Source organism: Myxacorys chilensis, assembly GCF_059505265.1.
Window position 1 is genome coordinate 1 of record NZ_JCACKG010000204.1, and the last position, 20,186, is coordinate 20,186.

The 20,186-nt window shown below is 47.3% G+C and carries 19 protein-coding genes and 11 tRNA genes; 25 read left to right on the forward strand and 5 right to left on the reverse strand.

Annotated features, from left to right (window positions below; translation table 11 throughout):
• Positions 1-108: 108 nt before the first annotated feature.
• The 13 genes from AC5JLB_RS19440 (at position 109) to AC5JLB_RS19500 (ending at position 3,222) form a co-directional block, all read left to right on the forward strand.
• A tRNA-Lys gene (locus AC5JLB_RS19440) sits at positions 109-184 on the forward strand.
• 32 nt (positions 185-216) lie between these two features.
• A tRNA-Leu gene (locus AC5JLB_RS19445) sits at positions 217-290 on the forward strand.
• A gap of 2 nt (positions 291-292) precedes the next feature.
• Positions 293-370, forward strand: a tRNA-Met gene (locus AC5JLB_RS19450).
• A gap of 3 nt (positions 371-373) precedes the next feature.
• Positions 374-448: transfer RNA gene (locus AC5JLB_RS19455), tRNA-Thr, on the forward strand.
• Positions 449-452: 4 nt separating this feature from the next.
• Positions 453-526: transfer RNA gene (locus AC5JLB_RS19460), tRNA-Gly, on the forward strand.
• A 3-nt stretch (positions 527-529) separates the two neighbouring features.
• Positions 530-601 (forward strand) — tRNA-Gly (locus AC5JLB_RS19465).
• Between the two features lie 5 nt (positions 602-606).
• Positions 607-678, forward strand: a tRNA-Val gene (locus tag AC5JLB_RS19470).
• Positions 679-760: 82 nt separating this feature from the next.
• Positions 761-836, forward strand: a tRNA-Arg gene (locus AC5JLB_RS19475).
• A gap of 26 nt (positions 837-862) precedes the next feature.
• Positions 863-939 (forward strand) — tRNA-Ala (locus AC5JLB_RS19480).
• Between the two features lie 171 nt (positions 940-1,110).
• Positions 1,111-1,187, forward strand: a tRNA-His gene (locus AC5JLB_RS19485).
• Positions 1,188-1,220: 33 nt separating this feature from the next.
• A complete protein-coding gene (locus tag AC5JLB_RS19490; RefSeq protein ID WP_495875476.1) occupies positions 1,221-1,421 on the forward strand; it encodes a hypothetical protein in 201 nt (66 codons plus the stop codon).
• A 35-nt stretch (positions 1,422-1,456) separates the two neighbouring features.
• Positions 1,457-1,527, forward strand: a tRNA-Ser gene (locus AC5JLB_RS19495).
• A 261-nt stretch (positions 1,528-1,788) separates the two neighbouring features.
• Positions 1,789-3,222, forward strand: coding sequence for a vWA domain-containing protein (locus tag AC5JLB_RS19500; protein ID WP_495875477.1), 1,434 nt, complete (start codon positions 1,789-1,791; stop codon positions 3,220-3,222).
• Between the two features lie 127 nt (positions 3,223-3,349).
• Here the strand turns inward: AC5JLB_RS19500 and AC5JLB_RS19505 are convergent, their stop codons facing one another.
• On the reverse strand, positions 3,350-3,826 hold the full coding sequence (locus AC5JLB_RS19505) for a DUF3598 family protein (RefSeq protein WP_495875478.1): 477 nt from the start codon (positions 3,824-3,826) through the stop codon (positions 3,350-3,352).
• A 192-nt stretch (positions 3,827-4,018) separates the two neighbouring features.
• On the opposite strand from AC5JLB_RS19505, the gene AC5JLB_RS19510 reads away from it, so the two are divergent.
• The 4 genes from AC5JLB_RS19510 (at position 4,019) to AC5JLB_RS19525 (ending at position 6,599) form a co-directional block, all read left to right on the forward strand.
• Positions 4,019-4,261, forward strand: coding sequence for a hypothetical protein (locus AC5JLB_RS19510; RefSeq protein ID WP_495875479.1), 243 nt, complete (start codon positions 4,019-4,021; stop codon positions 4,259-4,261).
• 79 nt (positions 4,262-4,340) lie between these two features.
• Positions 4,341-5,174 (forward strand): hypothetical protein, encoded by an 834-nt coding sequence (locus AC5JLB_RS19515; protein WP_495875480.1) that lies wholly within the window; start codon positions 4,341-4,343, stop codon positions 5,172-5,174.
• Between the two features lie 4 nt (positions 5,175-5,178).
• The gene (locus tag AC5JLB_RS19520) at positions 5,179-5,817 is read left to right on the forward strand and encodes a ThiF family adenylyltransferase (protein ID WP_495875481.1); all 639 of its coding nucleotides are present in this window, start codon (positions 5,179-5,181) and stop codon (positions 5,815-5,817) included.
• 101 nt (positions 5,818-5,918) lie between these two features.
• Entirely contained in the window at positions 5,919-6,599 is a 681-nt protein-coding gene (locus AC5JLB_RS19525) for an SDR family oxidoreductase (RefSeq protein WP_495875482.1), read from the forward strand.
• Positions 6,600-7,213: 614 nt separating this feature from the next.
• On the opposite strand, the gene AC5JLB_RS19530 is transcribed toward AC5JLB_RS19525, so the two are convergent.
• On the reverse strand, positions 7,214-7,477 hold the full coding sequence (locus tag AC5JLB_RS19530; protein ID WP_495875483.1) for a hypothetical protein: 264 nt from the start codon (positions 7,475-7,477) through the stop codon (positions 7,214-7,216).
• A gap of 159 nt (positions 7,478-7,636) precedes the next feature.
• Here AC5JLB_RS19530 and AC5JLB_RS19535 point away from each other — a divergent pair, with 159 nt between their 5' ends.
• From AC5JLB_RS19535 to AC5JLB_RS19550, 4 genes are all read left to right on the forward strand, one after another.
• Positions 7,637-8,620 carry a helix-turn-helix transcriptional regulator gene (locus AC5JLB_RS19535; RefSeq protein WP_495875484.1) on the forward strand — a complete coding sequence of 328 codons (984 nt, stop codon included), beginning with the start codon at positions 7,637-7,639 and terminating at the stop codon, positions 8,618-8,620.
• Between the two features lie 220 nt (positions 8,621-8,840).
• A complete protein-coding gene (locus AC5JLB_RS19540; protein WP_495875485.1) occupies positions 8,841-11,381 on the forward strand; it encodes a TonB-dependent siderophore receptor in 2,541 nt (846 codons plus the stop codon).
• A gap of 318 nt (positions 11,382-11,699) precedes the next feature.
• Complete coding sequence (locus AC5JLB_RS19545) at positions 11,700-12,488, forward strand: iron-siderophore ABC transporter substrate-binding protein (protein ID WP_495875486.1); 789 nt, start codon at positions 11,700-11,702, stop codon at positions 12,486-12,488.
• A gap of 55 nt (positions 12,489-12,543) precedes the next feature.
• Positions 12,544-12,738 (forward strand): hypothetical protein, encoded by a 195-nt coding sequence (locus AC5JLB_RS19550; protein ID WP_495875487.1) that lies wholly within the window; start codon positions 12,544-12,546, stop codon positions 12,736-12,738.
• Here AC5JLB_RS19550 and AC5JLB_RS19555 read toward each other — a convergent pair.
• Both AC5JLB_RS19555 and AC5JLB_RS19560 read right to left on the reverse strand, forming a co-directional pair.
• Positions 12,725-13,039, reverse strand: coding sequence for a hypothetical protein (locus AC5JLB_RS19555; RefSeq protein ID WP_495875488.1), 315 nt, complete (start codon positions 13,037-13,039; stop codon positions 12,725-12,727). The genes AC5JLB_RS19550 and AC5JLB_RS19555 overlap by 14 nt on opposite strands.
• Positions 13,040-13,377: 338 nt before the next feature.
• On the reverse strand, positions 13,378-14,730 hold the full coding sequence (locus AC5JLB_RS19560; protein WP_495875489.1) for an FAD-dependent oxidoreductase: 1,353 nt from the start codon (positions 14,728-14,730) through the stop codon (positions 13,378-13,380).
• Positions 14,731-15,145: 415 nt separating this feature from the next.
• On the opposite strand from AC5JLB_RS19560, the gene AC5JLB_RS19565 reads away from it, so the two are divergent.
• Entirely contained in the window at positions 15,146-15,904 is a 759-nt protein-coding gene (locus AC5JLB_RS19565; protein WP_495875490.1) for a lipase family protein, read from the forward strand.
• 472 nt (positions 15,905-16,376) lie between these two features.
• Here AC5JLB_RS19565 and AC5JLB_RS19570 read toward each other — a convergent pair whose 3' ends face one another.
• The gene (locus tag AC5JLB_RS19570) at positions 16,377-16,655 is read right to left on the reverse strand and encodes a hypothetical protein (RefSeq protein ID WP_495875491.1); all 279 of its coding nucleotides are present in this window, start codon (positions 16,653-16,655) and stop codon (positions 16,377-16,379) included.
• Between the two features lie 100 nt (positions 16,656-16,755).
• Here AC5JLB_RS19570 and AC5JLB_RS19575 point away from each other — a divergent pair, with 100 nt between their 5' ends.
• Genes AC5JLB_RS19575 through AC5JLB_RS19585 form a run of 3 tightly spaced genes read left to right on the forward strand, consistent with a single transcriptional unit; the run spans position 16,756 to position 20,170 of the window.
• Entirely contained in the window at positions 16,756-17,868 is a 1,113-nt protein-coding gene (locus tag AC5JLB_RS19575; protein ID WP_495875492.1) for an aromatic ring-hydroxylating dioxygenase subunit alpha, read from the forward strand.
• A 10-nt stretch (positions 17,869-17,878) separates the two neighbouring features.
• Positions 17,879-18,925, forward strand: coding sequence for an aromatic ring-hydroxylating dioxygenase subunit alpha (locus AC5JLB_RS19580; RefSeq protein ID WP_495875493.1), 1,047 nt, complete (start codon positions 17,879-17,881; stop codon positions 18,923-18,925).
• A 60-nt stretch (positions 18,926-18,985) separates the two neighbouring features.
• Entirely contained in the window at positions 18,986-20,170 is a 1,185-nt protein-coding gene (locus AC5JLB_RS19585; protein WP_495875494.1) for an HlyD family secretion protein, read from the forward strand.
• Positions 20,171-20,186: the final 16 nt, after the last annotated feature.

Sequence of the window (20,186 nt, forward strand, 5' to 3'; positions counted from 1 at the left end):
TTCGCCAATCAGTTGGACAAGGTTTTTCCCCTACTACAATGAAACAGCCCTGGGTTCAACCCCTGGGCGACCCACCAAGTTCAACCTCTGGTCGACCAACAAACAAATGGGCTGTTAGCTCAGTTGGCAGAGCAGCCGCCTCTTAAGCGGAAGCGCGTAGGTTCAAATCCTACACAGCCCACCAACTTGCTCCTTTATGAGCAGCAGCTAAATTTTGCCCCTGTGATGCAATGGGTAGACATCGCTTGCTTAAAACAAGTGTGTTGCAGGTTCAAACCCTGTCAAGGGTACTCGCGGAGATAGAGCTATGGTGCGCTCTGGGGTCTCATAAGCCTTTACGTACCGGGTTCAAATCCCGGCTCCGCTACCAAATGCTGGTGTGGCTCAACGGTAGAGCGCCTGACTTGTAATCAGGTGGTTGCAGGTTCAAATCCTGTCACCAGCTCCAGAATGTGGACATGGTGTAGTGGTAGCATGCGAGGCTTCCAACCTCCTGGTGTGGGTTCAAATCCCACTGTCCATACCAAACGCGAATGTGGTGTAAGGGCAAACATTAGAGCATGCCAATCTCTAGATGCGAGTTCGAGTCTCGCCATTCGCTCTCGTAGTCCTGTAGCTCAAGGGTGGAGCATCTGTCCTACAAACAGAGGGTTGCGGGTTCAAATCCTGCTAGGACTACTGGAAAGGATGAGAGATGAAGGATAAGGGATGAAATACATTTTTTCTATCCCTCATCCCTCCTAATTCATCCCTTAATTGTGGGAGTGTCGCCTAATGGAAAGGGCATCGATCTTCTAAATCGACCAGTGTAGGTTCGATCCCTACCACTCCTGCCACTCGTTGACCGTCATTTAACCATCGTGGGTCTGTAGCTTAACTGGGAAAGCGTCTGCCTTGCAAGCAGAAAGATGTCGGTTCAAATCTGACCAGAATCCACCAAACTTGGGTCTGTAGCTCTAGTGACAGAGCGCCTAAATTACCTTGTGCCCTAACCTGCAAAGCTTACATACTAACTTCCTGTTAAGAAGCGAAAACAGCTTTGTGAACTTGTACGAGGGATGAGTGCAATTCTCATCGGGAGGCAGTCGGTTCGATCCCGATGAGATCCATGTGACTGAACCCGAAGTGGTGGAGGGGCTGGTTTGTGGCACCAGTGTTAGCGAGTTCGACTCTCGTCGGTCACCCCAAATGAAATATTTACTGGCAAGTAGGTGATAGCAATGGTTCATATTCGATTTGAAGGTCGATCGCTCGACCTGACAGAAACCCAACTGGGGATCACCGCAGCTATGAATGATGTTGCAGTGAAAGAACGAGTTTCAAGACATTTGGATGTCAATGCAAATCGACTTTCTGCTTATGTTATCGATCGCCGTCCGAGTGGTGATTTGATCGTTCGTCCTGAAGCTGTTTACGGTTAAACATTTCCACTTCGTGCCCTAACCAAAAAAGCTTACATACTAGCCAAATGGAAAAGGTGCTTGACTTGAGATCAGGTTACTACAGGTTCGATTCCTGTGTATGACACAACCGCTTTTTTAACTTGCACGAAGTGATCTTTATCTAAATTTTGGCAGTTGTTGCCGCGCCCCAATCTTGGAAGCTTACATACTCTCCGCCAGACCAACGGTGCATATCTGGAGGGATACGCTGCAAGCCTGAGACCGATAGCGGGCAAACCTGGAGGCAGTCATACCTTCAGCCGAGCTTTTGCAACTTGCGCGGTGACTCATCACCGTTGCGTGCAACATCTGCCTCCTCATTTACTGACATCAAGAGGAGGTTCCCATGAACAACACTGAACGGGATTTGCGTTTAGAAATGCTTAACAGCTTGCTCACCACTCCCCACCGCAAGCTGGAGCAGGTGGCAGAAATTCACCAATTGATTGTTGAACTTGACCCAATCTTTTACGGACATCTGGCAATTTGGTATCAGCGCAACGGCGATGTGCGCGACCACAAGGAAGTGTTCGTCGCCCATCTACTGACCAGTGAATTGGTTGAGCACCGAGATGCTGGATTCGTCATGCTGCAGGAGTTTCCGCCTTATCAGGTGGCACGGGTTGTTGACTTCATGAAGCAACACCGGAACAAGTTGCCTCGTTCAGCCCGAACTGCTGTACAGCGATATCTGAAGGTGCGGGAAAGCAATCCTGTGCTGTTCGATCGTGCGGCTCTACGGGGACGCAAGGCAATGAAGCACCTGTATGCGTCGCTGCACATTAAGCCTTGTGAGCGGGCAAATGCAATTCTGTTTCGTGACCAGCCTCCGGTGGGTTCGTTGGCTGACGTGCTGAAGCAACTTGCTAAGACAGAAAGTGCCGCAGAACAGGCACGGCTCATTGTGGAGTTTAAGCTGCCCTATACGATCGCCATTGGTGCAGTCAAGCAACTCACTCCCACGGTTCTGGTGGCACTGATCAATAGCATGTCACCCCAGGAAGTGATCAACAACCTCAAGTCCCTCAAGGCAAAAGGTACAATGGATCACCCAGAGGTGAAGGCATTGATTGATGCCAAGCTGGATGAAGCAACCAAGAGTGGGCGGGTAGCCGCATTCAAGGCGCAGGTTGCTGCTGATGCAGCGGATCTGGATTCAGACACTGTTGCTCGGTTGGAGAAGGTGACGAATGAGCAGGTGAAGCGGCGTGGTGTGATTAGCCGTCCGACTGCTCTGTTGGTAGACAAGTCGGGTTCGATGGAGAACGCGATCGCGCTTGGTAAGCAACTTGCGGCTCTGATCTCTGGCATTACTCAGGCAAACCTGTTTGTTTATGCTTTCGACACCATCCCCTATCCTGTGACCGCACAGGGTAAAGAGTTGACCGACTGGGAGCGGGCATTTCAGCACATTAAGGCAAGCGGTGGAACCAGCATCGGCTGTGCGCTGGAGACAATGCGAAAGAAGCGTCAGGTGGTTGACCAAATCATCATTGTGACGGACGAGGGTGAGAATGCGGCTCCTTACTTTGGTGAGGTCTACAAGACCTATTGCCGGGAGTTGGCGATTATGCCGAATGTGGTGATTGTCCGCGTGGGCGGTCACTATGACTGGTTGGAGAGCCAACTGAAGGGACAGCAGGCACCTGTAGAAACGTTCACCTTTGCGGGGGATTACTACAGCTTGCCGAACCTCGTGCCGCTTCTGACACGCCCCTCCCGTCTGGATCTGCTGATGGAAATTCTGGATATGCCGCTTCCGGCGAGATCGGATAAGTAGGAAGTCTACGTAATCGGCACTGCTCGATATCGAGTAGTGCTGACTTTCGCTACATGAATTGGCCTTAGTTATAGAATGGACAGCTACTAACGTAACTTTTATTTGTCATAAAAATGACAGATAAAAGTTACAAAGCAATTCGATGTTCTGTAATCACCATGAAACTTTTCAACGTTCTATCGGGAGCAAAGCCTTGAGAAGTCCGGACACAATAATCAGGACGCACCAAATTAATCATTTCGGTACCAATTAACGCCCCAGATTCCTTATTCGACACGTTGAATATAATCAGGTTTTCGCCATGCTCTTCCGCGATCGCTTTGAAATTGCTAAATGAAGTGTCACCACCTGTAATATCCACAACCCCTTCTTCCAGAGCAGTTCCAACAAAGTGATGCGTCGTCGTTGAGCCATCGGCATAGTGGTAAGCGTTCGTTTGAATCCACTGGTTGTCCACAATTCTCTTAGTCACCGTTGCCGTAAATCGAGCAATTTCCTGACCGTTCGCATCTAAGCGAAGCCAGTCACCTTGCCACACCCCAACATGCTTGGGAAAAACCTGAAAGTTCTGGATATTAATCTTGGTCTTTGGTTCTTGACTCATAGCATTTTCGTCAATAACTTTTCATCAGGCAGTGAATGTTTAAGGTAATACAGCAACATCAGGAGACGATATACGCTGAACCAGTTAACGATCATGCTACGGCTTTTAACTGATCAATTAGCATCACTACTTACAATTATTTGGAATTTCTTTGTAACATTTGTAGTATAAGAAGAACGGTTGGAATCTCCAGTGGTTGTCAAAGTACTCAAATGCCATCTTTGGTTCCTGGGAGACTGCGCGCTGCTTCGCAGATACCGCAAGGGTCGCAATCAACTCAAGCAAGACAGCAAGTTTCACACCGTTCCCATTGCCTATCCTCACGTCAATCTAAAACAGTTGTTCAGTGATAGGCAAGGCTTACCTGAACAATATGGCACGGTAGAAGCCTTGCAACTGGCAGGAATTGAAAGGAACACATCACCGGGGCATTGACGATGCCAGAAATATCGCCAAACTGCTGCCGTTTATTCTGGGCAGACAACAGCTAAATCAGCCTTCGCTTAGTCTAACTATGACTGATATCCGCAAGCTACTGAACCAGATTGCCAGTGCCGAAGCACAACTACAATCCATGCAATTCCTTGCGCCCTGCGTCAAGGGTGGACGAGTTCGCACGCGAGTAGCAGGCATGGTCTACACCTTCAGCCCTAAACCTCACCAGTTTGAAGGATGGGGCATCTTTCAGCCTGTGGATGGACAGACTGCAATGCTGGTTAAAGGGGCAGACTTACCCCAAATTGACGCTTACTTGCAGCATTTCCAGACCGTTCGGCTACGGTTAGTCGATCGCTTGCAGAACCAGTCCTGGTTAGCCTATCCAGTCAATGAAGCGGATATGCGCCAACGATTCAAGACAGTTAAACCTGTGCCTGTGCATTTGGTGACAGATGGAGTTGCCTTTGAGCAGATTATCGCTCGTTGGAATGGCGATTCGTGTTGGTTTGAGGAGGTTGATCGTCGTGCTGATCCTGCGATCGCTGAAACTCTGCAATCCGCTCTCAAGCAACAGATTCCAGTTAAGGAGTTGCAGTTTAAGGGGTTTACTCCAGAAATGCGATCGCTCTATGAATTGGTTGCTCAACGCACAGAGGGATTTGCTCAACCGCAACGGGATGAAAAGCGATTACGTCAGGCACTTAAACTGGGCGGTGGTGAACTGGATCAATTTCAAGATCGCGGGGATTACTGGACAGTGGATTGGACAACATCGGATGGAGTTCGTCATACCAGTGCGATCGCCAAAGATGACCTGACCGTTGTGAGTTCTGGAATTTGTTTGAGTGGTCGCGATCGCGACTTTGACTTGCAATCGTTAGTCGGTGTAATGGAACATCAGGAGTGGTGAAAATATGAGTATCTTTTTTCACGAACAGCGTTACCGGACGGATGCTGTTATGGCAAAGCTGAGAGATTATCCTGTGACTCTTTGCGGTGCGGGTGCGTTGGGCGCAAACCTAGCTGAGAATCTAACTCGTGTTGGTTTTGGCAAGCTCAAGGTGATCGATCGCGATCGTATTGAGGAGCGGAATCTATCCACTCAGCCCTATTACCGTTCTGATGTGGGCGCATTCAAAGCTAAGATTTTGGCGAATAACTTGTACCGGGCGATTGGGGCAAGAGTAGAAGCCGAAACCAAAGAACTGACTGTGGTGAATGCCGCTCAACTGCTCAAAGAGGGTGGGCTAATTGTTGATGCATTCGACAACAGTATCTCCCGCCGAGTGGTGAAAGATTACGCAGACCAAACCGGGATTTCCTGCCTTCATGCCGGACTCTCTGCTGACTACGCAGAAGTGATCTGGAATGATGTTTATCGAGTTCCTTCTGATGTCAATGATGATGTCTGTGATTATCCACTGGCACGTAATTTGGTGATGCTAACCGTTGCTGTAGCATGTGAAGCGATCATCTCTTTTATTGCAACAAGCGAACAACGTAACTTCACGATTACGCTGAAAGATCTGAGTGTTCAATCTCTCTATTTATAGGATTTGATGGTGGCTGAACTACTGCCCGATGATAGGCAATGATTTCAGCTAGCCTATGATTGGTTTCTGAGAATGCTCAAATCAAGCTATTGGAGTTTTACATGGCAACTTATCTGATTACGGGTGCGAATCGAGGAATTGGTTACGAATACTGCCGTCAACTGCAAGCACGGAACGACATTGTTATTGCGGTTTGTCGCACTGCCTCTGAGGAATTGAAGCAGCTTGGGATACAGGTTGAGGAGGGAATTGACATTACCTCAGATGCTTCGGTGGCCGATTTGCAAACTCGCTTGGGGAATAGGGCGATCGATGCCCTGATTAACAATGCGGGCATCGTCAAGCGCGTAACATTGGAAAACTTAGACTTCGACAGCATTCGGGAACAGTTTGAGGTGAATGCCCTTGGTGCTTTGCGGGTGACTCATGCGCTCCTGCCCAATCTCAAGGCAGGCTCTAAGAAAGCAGGCTCTAAGATTGTGTTGATGACCAGCCGAATGGGGTCGATCGCGGACAATACTTCTGGGAGTTCGTATGGCTACCGCATGTCGAAAGTAGCGTTATCGATGGCAGGAAAATCCTTAGCTCATGACCTTAAACCGCATGGGATTGCTGTGGCAATTCTGCATCCCGGTTTGGTACAGACGCGCATGACGAACTTCACATCAGGTGGCATTACAACGGAAGAGTCTGTGAAGGGGTTATTGGCTCGGATTGATGAGTTGACACTGGGGAATACAGGCACGTTTTGGCACGCCAATGGAGAGGTTTTGCCTTGGTAAATTCATGCCCTGATTCAAGGCTGTTAATAGGTGAGATAAGACTAATAGGTGGGGCAAGACAAAGGTTTGCCCCAAAAATCGGAAGGCGAAGAGCCAAGAGGAAACGGTCAAGAGTGGAGGCTCAACAGTTTAATAAAAAGTTCGATAATTTGACTTTTGAAGCTAACATTTTAGGCTCAGAGCTTGAAAATTAGAGCAATTTGTTCCATGTTTCGGGTTCTGAGCTTCATTCTTGCAGTAAAAGGGTCAAAGCTTCAAGTTCAGAGATCAGAGCTTCAGGATGGGAGGTTGAAGGGCGAGGGTTAAAGAACGATCGCTCCCAACTGGTTTTCTAAATTTTCCCAGAAAGCTATTGCGCTAAATACTTTGCGTCAATGAATCGTTCCTTATACTTTGACTTTAGAAGGCAGCACCCAGACTCGAACTCGGATGAAGGTTTTGCAGACTTCTGTAGCATGTCTAGAAGTTTACTCAGTAAGGCTATAAGATTCAAACATACTTGGTGTAACCGAAAATTTTGCCGCTTCTGAAAGAGAGATACCTTACCATTGACTAGTTTTTGCGACACAGCCCACAAACTGCAGATATTACTGATAAGCGATTTGTATCAAATTCTACGATCGCATATTACTCCTTGCTTTCTGACTGATCGGAACGCACATTGGCATTCCCGTGACTGGATCTTGAAAGATTTGAGAATCTAGGCCAAACACAGCCCGCACATTCTCTTGTGTCATGACAGATTGAGGATCTCCTGCTGCGAAAATTCGACCTTCTTTGATTGCCACCAAGTAGCCTGCATAGCGCCAAGCTTGATTGAGATCGTGCAACACCATTGCGATCGTTCTTCCCTGCTGCTGGTTCAGGTCATACAGCAAGTCCAAAATCTCAATTTGGTGCGCTGTTCTTCAAAAGCACATGCACTACGAATGTTTTCCCGCTTCCAAAACTCAACGTCTAAGAGTGATCAGAATCTATTGCCACTAATTCTCATTTGTGATAACGTACATCGTGATACTTGCAGCAAAACTTACGACATGGGGAGTGTACTGTCTGATCCAGCTTGTGATGACCTCTGGCAGATTAGCCGTCAACAGGCACATTATGCTGATCCACAGGATGCAACCGATCGCATTGCTGTGTGTCCATCTGTGCTAGGCGAAGGCTACAAGCGGGATATTGAACTCCGAAATGGTATTGATTTGACCTTTCATCAGTATCAACTTAAAGACAATCTGGTTGTAGATCGCATATTACCCGGAGAAGTTGATTATCTAGAATGGATGTTTACCCTCTCATCAGCGTTTCGATTACCGAATGGGGTGCAGATGAGCCAAGGTCAGCATCTTCTTGCCGGACTGGTTTCACTGGGCGGCACTGTTGAAGGGTTAGCTCACACACCTACTGTTCAAATCGATATTCATTTGGAACCAGAGCGCTTTCAGACACTCATTGGTGGTCAGGTTGATATCTTGCCGACTGAGTTGCAGCGGATGCTAGCACGAGATGAAGCAGTTCCTTTTTCGTCAGTTCGTACGATTACACCGACAATGCAACTTGCCTTACAGCAAATGTTGAATTGTCCCTATCAAGGCGTGCTCAAGCAGATGTATCTGGAAAGTAAATCTGTTGAAGTACTGGCTCTGTGGTTAGATCAAGCTTGTTCGAGTGGTACCTTACCCCAGCGAGCAACTACTCCACGAGCAACGGATGTTGAGCGGATTTATCAAGCAAAAGACATTCTATTGCGGCAAATCGATAATCCTCCGTCGTTGCTCACTTTAGCACGACAAGTTGGTCTAAACGACTGTTCGCTGAAACGTGGGTTTAAGCAGGTATTTGGCACCACAGTATTTGGCTATTTGCACCAGCACCGGATGGAACAAGCGCGATCGCTGCTTCTAGAGCATCAGTGCAGTGTCACAGAAGTTGCTCATAAGGTCGGTTACAAAAATCTTTGTGCCTTCAGTACTGCCTTTCGCAAAGCGTTTGGCGTTAGTCCGAGAGTACTGCAACAGTAAGGATCGTCATAAAAAATTCCCTTTCAACAAACAAAAATTCCCTTTCAACAAAGTTGTGTAATGTCAATTCAGCATACTATCTAATACATCGTAGTTGAGAAGAGTTCCTAACTAAGAGATCAAACATCAGAGGCTAGCTCTGTAGAATGATTACCCCAAGGGGAAACTGCTTCACAGCGCAATAGAAGCTTCTCAAGATTTAGGTGTAGAGGATAAGTAGATGGATTGGAAACTGGCTCTTTGGCTATTAGGCTTGACATCGGTATTCGCAGCTCAGGCGAGTTGGGCAACGGAATCTCAGCAACAAGAGAAACCTCAGATATCTGATCGTCGTAGCCTTGATCCCTTTGGAAGCTTGCGGAGCAGTCGTCCTGCAACCAGCGTGAAAGAGTGGATTGCACAAGTTGAGGCGGAGGCAATTAAGGTCACTGGTGTAAGCGTTGATCGAACTGCCACAGGACTAGAAATCACGCTCACCACAGCAGACGGCAAACCTTTATCGATCGATACCACTCAATTCCGCACAGAGAGAAACAGTCTGATTGCAGAAATTCCCAACACTGTATTAGCATTGCCCAATACACCAGCATTTACAGCAGAGAATCCGACTGAGGAAATCGCGATTGTTCAGGTTGTGCAGCAAGATGTTAACCGCATTCGGGTGAGTGTGAGTGGAAATAATGCCTTGCCAACACAAGAGGTGACACTGAGAACGGGAGATCTTATTTATAGCCTCAACTCAGAAGCAGAAGAACCGGAAGAGGAAATTGTCGTCAGGGGAGAGCAGCAGCGGGGCTATCGCCTACCCAACACTACGACTGGAAGTAGAACCGATACTCCCATCCGAGATCTGCCGTTTTCAGTTCAAGTTATTCCTCAAGAACTGCTGCAAGACCGTCAGGTTCAAAGCGTTAATGAAGCTCTCCAAACCGTTGCCGGAGTTGCACCAGACAATCCATCCTACTCCGCGTTTGAAGGAGTCACGATTCGAGGTTTTACAGGACGTAACATCATTCGGAACGGGTTGCGGGATGACACCAACATTACCAATCGCGTTGCGGTTCCTAGTATTGAACAAATTGATGTTTTAAAGGGTCCGGCAGGTGCGCTGTTTAGTCAGGGCGGTGCAGGGGGCACGGTGAACATCGTAACGAAAAAGCCGTTATCCATTCCGCGTTATACCGTTGAGGCAACGATCGGTAACTTTGATACCTACAGCGGTTTTCTGGATTTTACAGGACCACTGAATGATTCTAAAACCGTGCTTTATCGCTTCATCGCGGGTGGTTCTACGACTGGCACATTTATTGACTTCTTCGATCGCCGCAATTTTGTGCTCGCGCCTAGCTTCACCTGGCAAATTAGTCCAACGACCAAACTCACCTTTGAGGGCGAATACACAATTTCTGAACAGCCAAATGCGCGAGGATTGCCTGCCAAAGGCACTGCCCTTTCTAATATCAATGGGCGGCTACCTCGAAACCGATTTATTGGCGAGCCAGATGATGAACTGGATAAAAACAATCGCTATAGCCTGCGCTTAGGTTACACACTCGAACATCAACTGAGTGCTAATTGGCAATTGCGGAATGCCTTTCGAGCTACATTTCAACAAGTCCCTCAAAACTCTCTGTTTCCATCAGCGCTACTTGATGATGAACGCACGCTAGAGCGGGGTTTATTTGTCGCAAAAGACCAGTCTCAGAACAACTATATCCTCGATACCAATGTCGTTGGAACTTTTAGAACAGGTAGTGTTGCTCATAAGTTATTGTTTGGCGTTGATCTCAACCGGGACGTGTATGGATCAGGCGGTCAAGAATTTGTCTTAGCTCCAATCGATATCTTCAATCCGGTGTACGGACGACCACGAGGAGAGCTGCTTGGAGAATTTCCTAAAGAACCTATCACCACAGACTCGCTCGGCATTTATTTGCAAGATCAGGTTGATCTGTTGCCCAATTTGAAACTATTGCTCGGTGGACGGTTTGACATTGCCAGCCAAAAGATCGATCTTGCTGATGGGTCTGAATCTTTTCAACAGGACGAAGCTTTCAGCCCACGCATCGGCTTGGTGTATCAACCCACTGATTCGCTCTCGTTGTACGCCAGCTATAGCCGCTCTTTTCTGCAAAGTGTTGGCACTGCCTTTGATAATGCACTCTTCCAACCAGAGCGAGGTACTCAATACGAAGTGGGGATTAAAGCAGACTGGCTCGATCGACGATTGGCAACGACTCTCGCACTTTACCAAATCACTCGTTCCAATGTGCTGACCAATGATCTCGCTAACCCAAACTTCTCAATCCAGACGGGCGAACAGAAAAGCCGTGGTGTTGAACTCGATATTGCAGGTGAAATTTTGCCAGGCTGGAAAATTGCGGCTGGATATGCCTACACAGATGCCCGGATCACGGATGACAATACTTTTGCGATCGGGAATCGCATTAATAATGTTCCAGAACATGCCGTGAGTTTATGGACAACCTATGAAATTCAAACAGGCTCTCTCAGGGGGCTAGGCTTTGGGCTTGGCATCTTTTACGTGGGTCAGCGCCAAGGCGATTTAGACAATTCTTTTCAGGTTCCCAGCTACACGCGCACTGATGCTTCCCTGTTCTATCGTCGAGATAATTATCGGATTGGATTAAACATTGAGAATTTGTTTGACGTTAGCTATTTCGAGACGGCGGAAAGTTCCCTGCGGGTTTATTATGGTGCTCCCTTTACGGTAAGGGGCACAGTTTCTTGGACATTTTAATTTCTTGAACATTTGGGAGTTTATTTGGGTGCATCCTAATTTTGTACAAAGGGCAAACGGCAGTTATACACATTCGGAATACTCTTGTTTATTTGAAAGCTGTAAAGATGTGAAATGATAATGATCTGTAAATCCTGGTGGCACCGCATCAAACTGTTCTTGGTAGGAACTCTGATTGTGGTTTTGATTCAGAGTTGTAATGGCATGTTGAGCCAACAATCGCAGTCCCAAAAATCTGGGGCCGCATCAGCGAACTGTCGAACCGTCCAACATGAATTAGGAAAAAGTTGCATTCCACTTAATCCACAACGAGTGATCGTGACGGATCAAGAAAGTTTAGAAATTTTAATCGCGTTGGGCTTAAAGCCGATCGCTGCTGCAAGCTCAAGTCGAGTAGGTGATAAGTCATCTATTCTGAATGGCAAAATTGATGCAATTACCAATTTAGGAAAGGAGGGACAACCTAACATTGAGAAAATGGTGCAACTAAAACCCGATTTGATCATCGGGACATACATCGTGCCTCAGAACTATGAATTATTTTCACGAATAGCACCAACTATTTCAATAGAACCGATTCACGCTGAGTGGAAAAAAACGTTGCGACAGTTTGCGGAGATGTTAAATAGAAGCCAAGAAGCTGAAAAAATGCTAGATGATTATCACCAAAGAATTGAAGACTTAAGATCCATTTTTAAGCAAAAGCTTGGTGATACTAAAGTTTCCGTAATGCGGTTTTACACAACTCTCGAATTCACACAATTTATGAATCACATATCGTTTCCCGGAAGCGTTATTGAAGAACTACAATATGTCTCTATTCCTAACGTTCAGCGGCAATTAGGAGGGTCGGACTATACCTATGTGCAGGTCAGTTTGGAGCGGGTAGACTTGCTCGATGCAGATGCAATTTTTGTAGTAGTTGATCCTGGAGCTAATAACAACTTTAAAGTCTATGAAACTAGCCCCTTATGGCAAACATTAAATGCAGTAAAAAATCAGCGGGTCTACCTTGTAGATTCAAGCTATTGGGTCTTTGGAAATATTCTTTCAGCAAATGCAATTCTGAATGATGTATCTAACCATCTCATAAAGGGAAATCGTTAATATCAAAAACCGTTGTTCCAATTGCAACAAATGAAAGATAAATCATGAATTTTCTGTGCGTACATTTACTATCATTTGGTTCGGTCGGCTTGTTTCAACGATCGACAGCTATGTGACCGAATTTGCTTCAATTTACTGCATTTGCTTTGCCCCGAATGCGCCAGAGCAGAATCCGATTGAGGATGTCTGGTTGCAAGCAAAAAACTATCTCCGCCAACGCTACATTTATGGACTGGCTACCCTCCTTTGATCTTTCTCAGCTCACCAATTGGATGATTGTGCGAACCCCACACGATCAATCGACGAGTTGACGCGATCGCTCCATGAGTTGGCGCGATCTCTCCACGAGTTGCCGCGATCAATTCACAAGTTGCCGCGATCACTCCACAAGTTGCCGCGATCAATCCATGAGTTGACGCGATCGCTCCACGAGTTGATGCGATTAATCCACGAGTTGATGCGATTAATCCACGAGTTGGATTGATCACTCCACGAGTTGACGCGATCAATCCACAAGTTGCCGCGATCAATCCGCAAGTTGACGCGATCAATCCACAAGTTGGCGCGTCAAACCGTCAAACTAAGAAAACAAGATTTCATTGCAATCAGCAAAATTCTTCTATGAATTCAAACTAATCTTGCCCGAAGTCCTGCCGCTCCGCCCCTCGTAGTAACCCTAACTCTTGAGCACTGATCAGATGCCCTGTTGAAGCAACAAAGCACCCGCAAGACTCAGATGATTGGTCATGGTTCTCATCAGCCATACATCTTCCGTGGCTTAATAACGTGTTGCTTGCCTCACTCAGAAAGAACACTCCATGCTTTCTCACGGGTCTGCTCGCACCTAAACGCAAAAGATCTTCATCTTGCTCAACTTTGCGCCAAAAGCTCAGAACAATGCTTTCAGCAGCAACCGAGGATGGAGCAAGGTACTGGGAGGCTTCAGCATATGAGCCATTTCTAGGAATTGTAGATGAACCTCAACATCCTTTTGGGCGCGATCGGTGAGCCGATCCGCATACCCCTGAAACAGATTTCCTGCCCAACTTTGCGCGACGGCTCCCTTCGTAGTGGGGAACTTTGAATCGAATCCCGTTGCCAGTGACCAGGGAAAAGCATTGCTTCGAGCAAGTTGTTTTTGAAAACTTGCACCGTTGAAGGTCAGAGATCGACGCTGTTGGGGTTGACTTAGCCAGCGTCGAAGAATGAGTGATGATATTGCACTTACGGTCATCCCCTGTCCATACACCGGACAGAGCGCACACACCGCATCTCCGATCGCAATTAAGCCATCTGGCAGTTCAATGTCTTCATAGTGATAGAGTCGGTTTGCTGTCGCCCGATGCGCTCGAACTTCAGAGAGAGGTTCTGCTTGAGCGATCGCTTGATAAAAGGCGGGATCAGAGAGACTCCGAGCGAATTGCAGAAAGCCTTGCTCCTGAAGCGGCGGATAGTCTCGTCCATAACCACCTAAAGTGGCAATCCATTCCTGATTTTCCACTTCAGCTAAATATCCCAAGCGCGGCTGATGCGGAGGTTCGTGGCTAATCAATAGAATCTTGCAATCCGGTTGAAACTGAGGGGGAATGCGGTAACGACGAGTAGCATAACCTAATCCAGGATCAATCACGGTAGCAGGGGGTGAAATCAACCCTAAGTCTTGCAGCCACTGAGGGGTTTGAGTACTTCGACCACTCGCATCGACCACGAGTTGTGCTGAACATTCTTGCAAGGTGTCACCTTGCTGTAGTTTAATCCCCTGAATTGAGCCGCGATTGGCTTTGCCAAGCTCCGAAGGAGCGCTACAAAGTCCCACAACTCGTTGTTCTTGTAAAAACTCAACGTTGCGCAGTTGACTTACCCGTTGCCGAAGCGTACTTTCTAGCAAAGGACGAGTGCAAGTGTAAGACCCCATTCCTGATGCCGCTTCAGTCGTTGGAGCCCAGTTGCCGCGCTGGAAACAAAGAAAATCTTTGCCCCAGTCCAACGAAACAGCTCCGGCAGCATGAAGGGCTTCCCCAATGCCTGGGAATAATTCTTCTAGAATCCTGTAGCCTCTAGTAAGTAGAACATGGGGCTGAACGGACTGAGGCACTCCGCGGCGAGGCTCAGCCGTGAGAGGAAGACGATCTCGATCCACGATCGTCACGCGATCGAACTGCTCAGATAAAACACGAGCCGCGAGCAATCCAGCAATGCTGCCGCCGATGACGATCGCATGGTGATTTCGTTGAGTAGGCATGGCTTGAACCAGGGGAAAGAGCATCGTAACGGGCTGTTAAGCATATCTTTTTAGATATCCATGAATTCTAAGAGGTGCTCCCGTCGCTTTTGCACTAAAAGCAACTTTAAGGAATCTAAGCAGGAGAATTCACGAGCTTGGCTTAAGTGCATTTTCGCCCATACTACAAGTCCAGTGCTATTTTTGCGGGTCGTGGACGGCAGGTGAGCTTATCCGTTAGGCCGCATCCTGATTTCAATCAAAATCTATCAGGAGAAATTTATGCCAACTCAAAGTATTTCTACGCTGTTTCTTCCAGATTGTTGCTTGAGCAGTTTCTTAGTCAAAGTAGAGATTTAAGAAGACTTTCTGGAGATCGCTTAGTCTTCATGGTAATCAGTATTGACCAACAACTGAATTGCTACAGGGGGTTACTATGTCCATCGATTATGCAAAAGCCTTAAAATACGCCGTTTTTTGCCAAAAAGTTTATGAGAAATTTGACCCTCTCCTCAAGTTCGATGGCATCACCGTCAAACCGCTCCTGATTAATGACCCGAAGACGGATACTCAGTGCGCCATTTTATCAGAAGGGACAGCTGCGACCATTGTCTTTCGAGGCAGTGAATCGTCCGAGGATTGGGAAACTGATTTTAACACCACCCTGGAGCGTGGCCAGTTTGACCAAAAGGTCATCCGTGACTTGATTGTTGAGCCTAAGGAAAAAACGTATCCCTATGCTGGCTCTAACAGCTCAGGAGCACTCATACACAGGGGGTTTGTCGCTGCTTACTTTGCCGTGCGAGGCCAAATTCACGATTACATTAAAAGCAGTGGGGTATCGAGTGTGGTTGCAACCGGACACAGTTTAGGCGGTGCATTGGCAACCTTATGTGCTGTGGATATTCAATACAATTTTTCCGATCAGGTCACCATCGAAGCGTACACCTATGGCGCACCAAAAGTGGGGAATGATGGATTCCAAGAGTCCTATAACCAACGGGTTTCCAACAGCTACCGAGTGGTTCACGGTATGGATCTGGTACCAGAGTTACCGCGATGGTGGCAGGGATATCGTGCTGTAGACAAGGAAATCCGGATCGGGCGACGGTTCAGTCCCAACTTCATCAGTCAACGGTTTAAGGATCACTACATTGATCGCTATATTGCCGTTCTCGGACAACTAGCAAAGTAGCGGATTGGCTTGCAAAAGTTGTGCGATCGCGCTCAGAGGACGTCTGAGAAGCAGTAAATATGACTCATTTGTTAAATGAAAGATTGAACCATTCATTCCAGCCGCTCAATCGGATGGCTCAACTCATGAGGTGCAATGGGCAAGCGAATTTAGCTTGACCATGGCCAGCTGGTCGGGAAATATCAAGGGTGAAAGGCGGTGGTGGAGTGAACTGCCTTTCTGCTTAAACGCCTCCTGTAGCCCAACCTTCAAGACAGTGGCGTTGCTCGAATAGGAGCGGTTGGTCGGATGGCTCAATTCTGTGTGGGTTACCCTTCTGTACTAGTAATAGAAAGACAGGTCAGCTTGAAGAAGTTTAGGCACGATCAAAAAATCCTTCTAGATTTCTCTAACAGCACTTAATTCCGGCCTTCTTGTTGTTTTAGTTGAAAGGGTCGAATCAGGAGAATGACAATGACTATGCGAACAGAACTCAATTAAGGAAGGGAAGCGGAAACTTGACCGCAAGATAGATTACACCCGCAAACGCGAAGAGTGTCGCAAACCCAATATAAACCATCTTGAATTCGTGATGTTCGATCGCATCTTCAAGCTTTTGATTCAGCTCTTGGCGAAATTCATTGATCTTCTCTTTATCTGCTTGATCGACTGGCGGACGTTGAGCCTTTCTAACCATACCGCTCCGTTCTTCCAACGTGACATCTTGCTTTAAGACAGATTGCCCAATCTCGATCGCAGAATCACGCCTCACATATCTGACGGATTCCGCCCTAAAAAACGCTATTCCTCGTATCAACGTGGGAACTGTAAGCCCATCTCTAAACTTTGCAAAATGAGTGGGGCGATCGCACGTGCTAAAAAACTTTTGGTATGCAGTTGAATTCAGTACTGCTGTAACAGCCAAACCAAAACAAGTCACGCTCATGGGACAGCACTATGTCCTGTACCGAGATGCGAATCGTCAGGTCGTAGCCCTCGACGATCGATGTGCCCATCGTGGGGCAGCCTTATCTGGGGGTTGGGTCGAGGAAGGCTGTCTACGCTGCCCCTACCACGGTTGGAAATATCAATCAGACGGCGCTTGTATTCAAGTTCCGGCAAACGAAGCAGACGTGTCTATTCCGAAGCGGGCGCGAGTTGGAACTTACCCAGTGCAAGAAAAGTACGGTTTTGTTTGGGTATTTGTCGGTGATTTGCCAGAGCCAGAGCGTCCACCGATTCCACCTTTTCCAGAATTTGACGATCCAGCTTGGCGACAAGTTCAGGGCGAATACGTTTGGAATGCTCACTATACTCGCGTCATTGAGAGCGGCTTAGATACCTCCCATGCGCCTTTTGTTCACGCTGCTTTCTTCAACAACCGGGACGATGCAGAGGTGTGGGATTACGAGGTTCATAGTGAAGAGTGGAGCACAAGTGCTACCGTTCGCACCAAGCCACCCAAACGAGTAGGATTGCTGAAATACATTGTGAAACGCGATCGCCCTTTCTCCAGCGCTACCTTGACCGTTCACATGCCTAACATCAACCGCATTGCACTAGATTTCAACTTTCGCGGTTACCAATATATTTACTTTGCCACTAACATTCCGGTTGACGAAACTACAACCTTAACGAAATGGATTGGAGTCCGGAACTTCCTCACTCAACCTTGGGCAGACTACAACTCCATCAAAAACACTGTCGATACCTATCTAGAAGACAAAGCAGTGATCGAGGCACAGGAACCTCGCGTTGTGCCCTATGGAGTCACGGAAGAGGTTTTAGTTGCCTCAGATAATTTGCTGGTCGCCTACCGCAAGCTGCTTCGCAAATTTCTGGATAAAGGCTGGGGAATTGGAGATTACTTGACTAAAGCAGGGCACAAGCAAACACTGCTGGAGAATGCTGAATATAACCAATTGTCCTTTGAACATGTGGCTACTCCACTAGTTGAGCAGCCTGTAGAAGCTGCCAAGGTTTAAGGAGACTCTAATGATGTTCAAGAATTTTTGGTACGCCGTTGAGTTTAGCAATGCGATCACAAAGCGTTCTACCCTCATCACGCTGATGGGTAAAAAAATGGTTGTGTACCGCGACAGCCAGGGTAGGGTGGTGGCGCTCGATAATCGTTGTGCTCATCGAGGCGCATCTTTAGCGGGTGGTTGGGTTGAAGGAGACTGTATCCGCTGTCCCTATCATGGTTGGCGATATCAGGCAGATGGTTCCTGTAGTGAGATTCCGGCAAATCCAGCCGCAATTCCCATTCCTAAGCGAGCTAGGGTTGAGGCTTATCCTGTCCAGGAGAAATACGGGTTTATCTGGATATTTATCGGCGATCTACCAGAGCGCGATCTCTTCGAGATATCTGCTTCAGCAGATCGCCCACCGCTGCCCTCGTTCCCTCAGTTTGAGAATCCTACTCGTGAACCCTCTCAGAGTGTCTATACCTTTGACGCCCATTTCACTCGCACCATGGAGAACACCCTGGATGTCTCTCATGCGCCATTCATGCATCGAGGTTCGGTAGGAAAAAGCAAAACTCCTGAGAACACCGTGATTGAGGATTATGACCTGGAAGTTACGGAATGGGGATTATCGGCAACGCTAGGGATCAAGATTAACCGCATTAACGGACCCATGCGATTTTTCTTGAGAGAGGATGATCAAGACCCTTGGAAACAATATATTTTTGCACCACCTAATATTACCTATTCCGGTGTTAATTTTGGTCGGTTCAAGATTGAAAGTATTCTGGCTCACATTCCCGTCGACGAAAATACTACGATCGTGAAGTCAGTCAGTATTCGCAGTTTCCTAAACCATACCCCTTTGATTAGCAACTGGCTAGACCACAACACCGCTCAGGTCGGAACCCGCATTTGTATGGAAGATAACGTGGTTGTTCAAACTCAACTTCCCCGACTTGCGCCCCTTCATAACAGCACTGAACTGATGGTTGCATCAGATGCCACGTTGATTGCTTATCGAAAACTACTGAAGAAGTTTTCGGAGATGGAATGGATGATGGAAGCTTCCTGATCTGCTCCTCACCTGCGACATTGATTTCATTGCCCTATATTGTGCTTGTGTGCTTGGTTTATGGTGCAAAAACAAATTACTTTAAGGACAGTTGGCTACTGGCTAATTGGGGCAATCTCAATTACGTCGTTGGGTTTAAGCGCAGTGTATTTGTCCCAGTCTAAAGCCAAGCAAAATGCTGATGCCGGTTCATCCATTCAACCTGCCTCGGTGCGAACTGTTGCTGCTTTAGGTCGAATTGAACCCAAAGGATCGATCATCAAGCTGTCTGTTGTGAATGCGAAAGATAGCCGGGTTGATAAGCTGTTGGTCAAGGAAGGCGATCAGGTGCGGGCAAGGCAATTAATTGCCATTTTGCAGGGATTAGATAAGAAACAGGCCGCGGTTGAAGAAGCGAAACAAAATGTCGCTGTCATGCAAGCAAAGCTAGCACAAACCAGAGTCGGGAATGCAACCATAGGCGGGCTTTCTGCACAAAAGGCAGCTATCACGCGCTTAAAAGCGCAATCTAGCACTGAAATCAGCGCAAGGCAAGCTGTCATTGCTCGCGCTGAAGCGGAGTTTCGGAATACTCAAACAACCTACGAGCGATCGCAGCAACTCCGCAAAGACGGGGCAATTAGTGCCTCTGCTTTAGATAACGATCGTAAGAGTTTTGAAACAGCAAGCGCTTCATTGAACGAAGCAAAAGCGCAACTGGAAAATACAAAGCTGACCTTATCTGCACAAATTGAGCAAGAAACTGCCAAACTGCAAGAGTTGAGTGAAGTCCGTCCAGCCGATTTACGAGTTCCGCAAGCTGAGGTAGATTACGCGCTGACCCAACAAAAAGGAGCTGAAACTGAACTGGAAGATTTCTATGTGCGATCGCCAGTTTCAGGTCAGATCTTGAGAATCAATACCCAGATTGGGGAACAGGTTAGTGCGGAACAGGGCATTGTGGATCTGGGACAAACCGACCAAATGTATGCCGTTGCCGAGGTCTACGAAACCGACGTTCCGAAGGTCAAACTTGGACAACGAGCTTTGATCACGAGCGAGAATGGCGGTTTTAATGAGAAATTACAAGGCACTGTTGATCAAATCGGACTACAAATCAAAAAAACTGATGAGTTGAGTACAGATCCAGCAGCAGACAAAAATGCCCGAGTTGTGGAAGTCAAGATTCGGCTTGATCCAGAGGATAGCAAAAAGGTTGCAGAACTGACTTACATGCAAGTGCGAGTTCAAATTCGCTTGGACTAGTGCATCAAATTCGCGA

What these genes read in the sequence shown, in the direction of transcription:
- AC5JLB_RS19490 (WP_495875476.1), top strand. Translation starts at nt 1,221, where the DNA reads ATGGTTCATATTCGATTTGAAGGTCGATCGCTCGACCTGACAGAAACC.
- AC5JLB_RS19500 (WP_495875477.1), top strand. Translation starts at nt 1,789, where the DNA reads ATGAACAACACTGAACGGGATTTGCGTTTAGAAATGCTTAACAGCTTG.
- AC5JLB_RS19505 (WP_495875478.1), bottom strand. Translation starts at nt 3,826, where the DNA reads ATGAGTCAAGAACCAAAGACCAAGATTAATATCCAGAACTTTCAGGTT.
- AC5JLB_RS19515 (WP_495875480.1), top strand. Translation starts at nt 4,341, where the DNA reads ATGACTGATATCCGCAAGCTACTGAACCAGATTGCCAGTGCCGAAGCA.
- AC5JLB_RS19520 (WP_495875481.1), top strand. Translation starts at nt 5,179, where the DNA reads ATGAGTATCTTTTTTCACGAACAGCGTTACCGGACGGATGCTGTTATG.
- AC5JLB_RS19525 (WP_495875482.1), top strand. Translation starts at nt 5,919, where the DNA reads ATGGCAACTTATCTGATTACGGGTGCGAATCGAGGAATTGGTTACGAA.
- AC5JLB_RS19535 (WP_495875484.1), top strand. Translation starts at nt 7,637, where the DNA reads ATGGGGAGTGTACTGTCTGATCCAGCTTGTGATGACCTCTGGCAGATT.
- AC5JLB_RS19540 (WP_495875485.1), top strand. Translation starts at nt 8,841, where the DNA reads ATGGATTGGAAACTGGCTCTTTGGCTATTAGGCTTGACATCGGTATTC.
- AC5JLB_RS19560 (WP_495875489.1), bottom strand. Translation starts at nt 14,730, where the DNA reads ATGCCTACTCAACGAAATCACCATGCGATCGTCATCGGCGGCAGCATT.
- AC5JLB_RS19565 (WP_495875490.1), top strand. Translation starts at nt 15,146, where the DNA reads ATGTCCATCGATTATGCAAAAGCCTTAAAATACGCCGTTTTTTGCCAA.
- AC5JLB_RS19580 (WP_495875493.1), top strand. Translation starts at nt 17,879, where the DNA reads ATGATGTTCAAGAATTTTTGGTACGCCGTTGAGTTTAGCAATGCGATC.
- AC5JLB_RS19585 (WP_495875494.1), top strand. Translation starts at nt 18,986, where the DNA reads ATGGTGCAAAAACAAATTACTTTAAGGACAGTTGGCTACTGGCTAATT.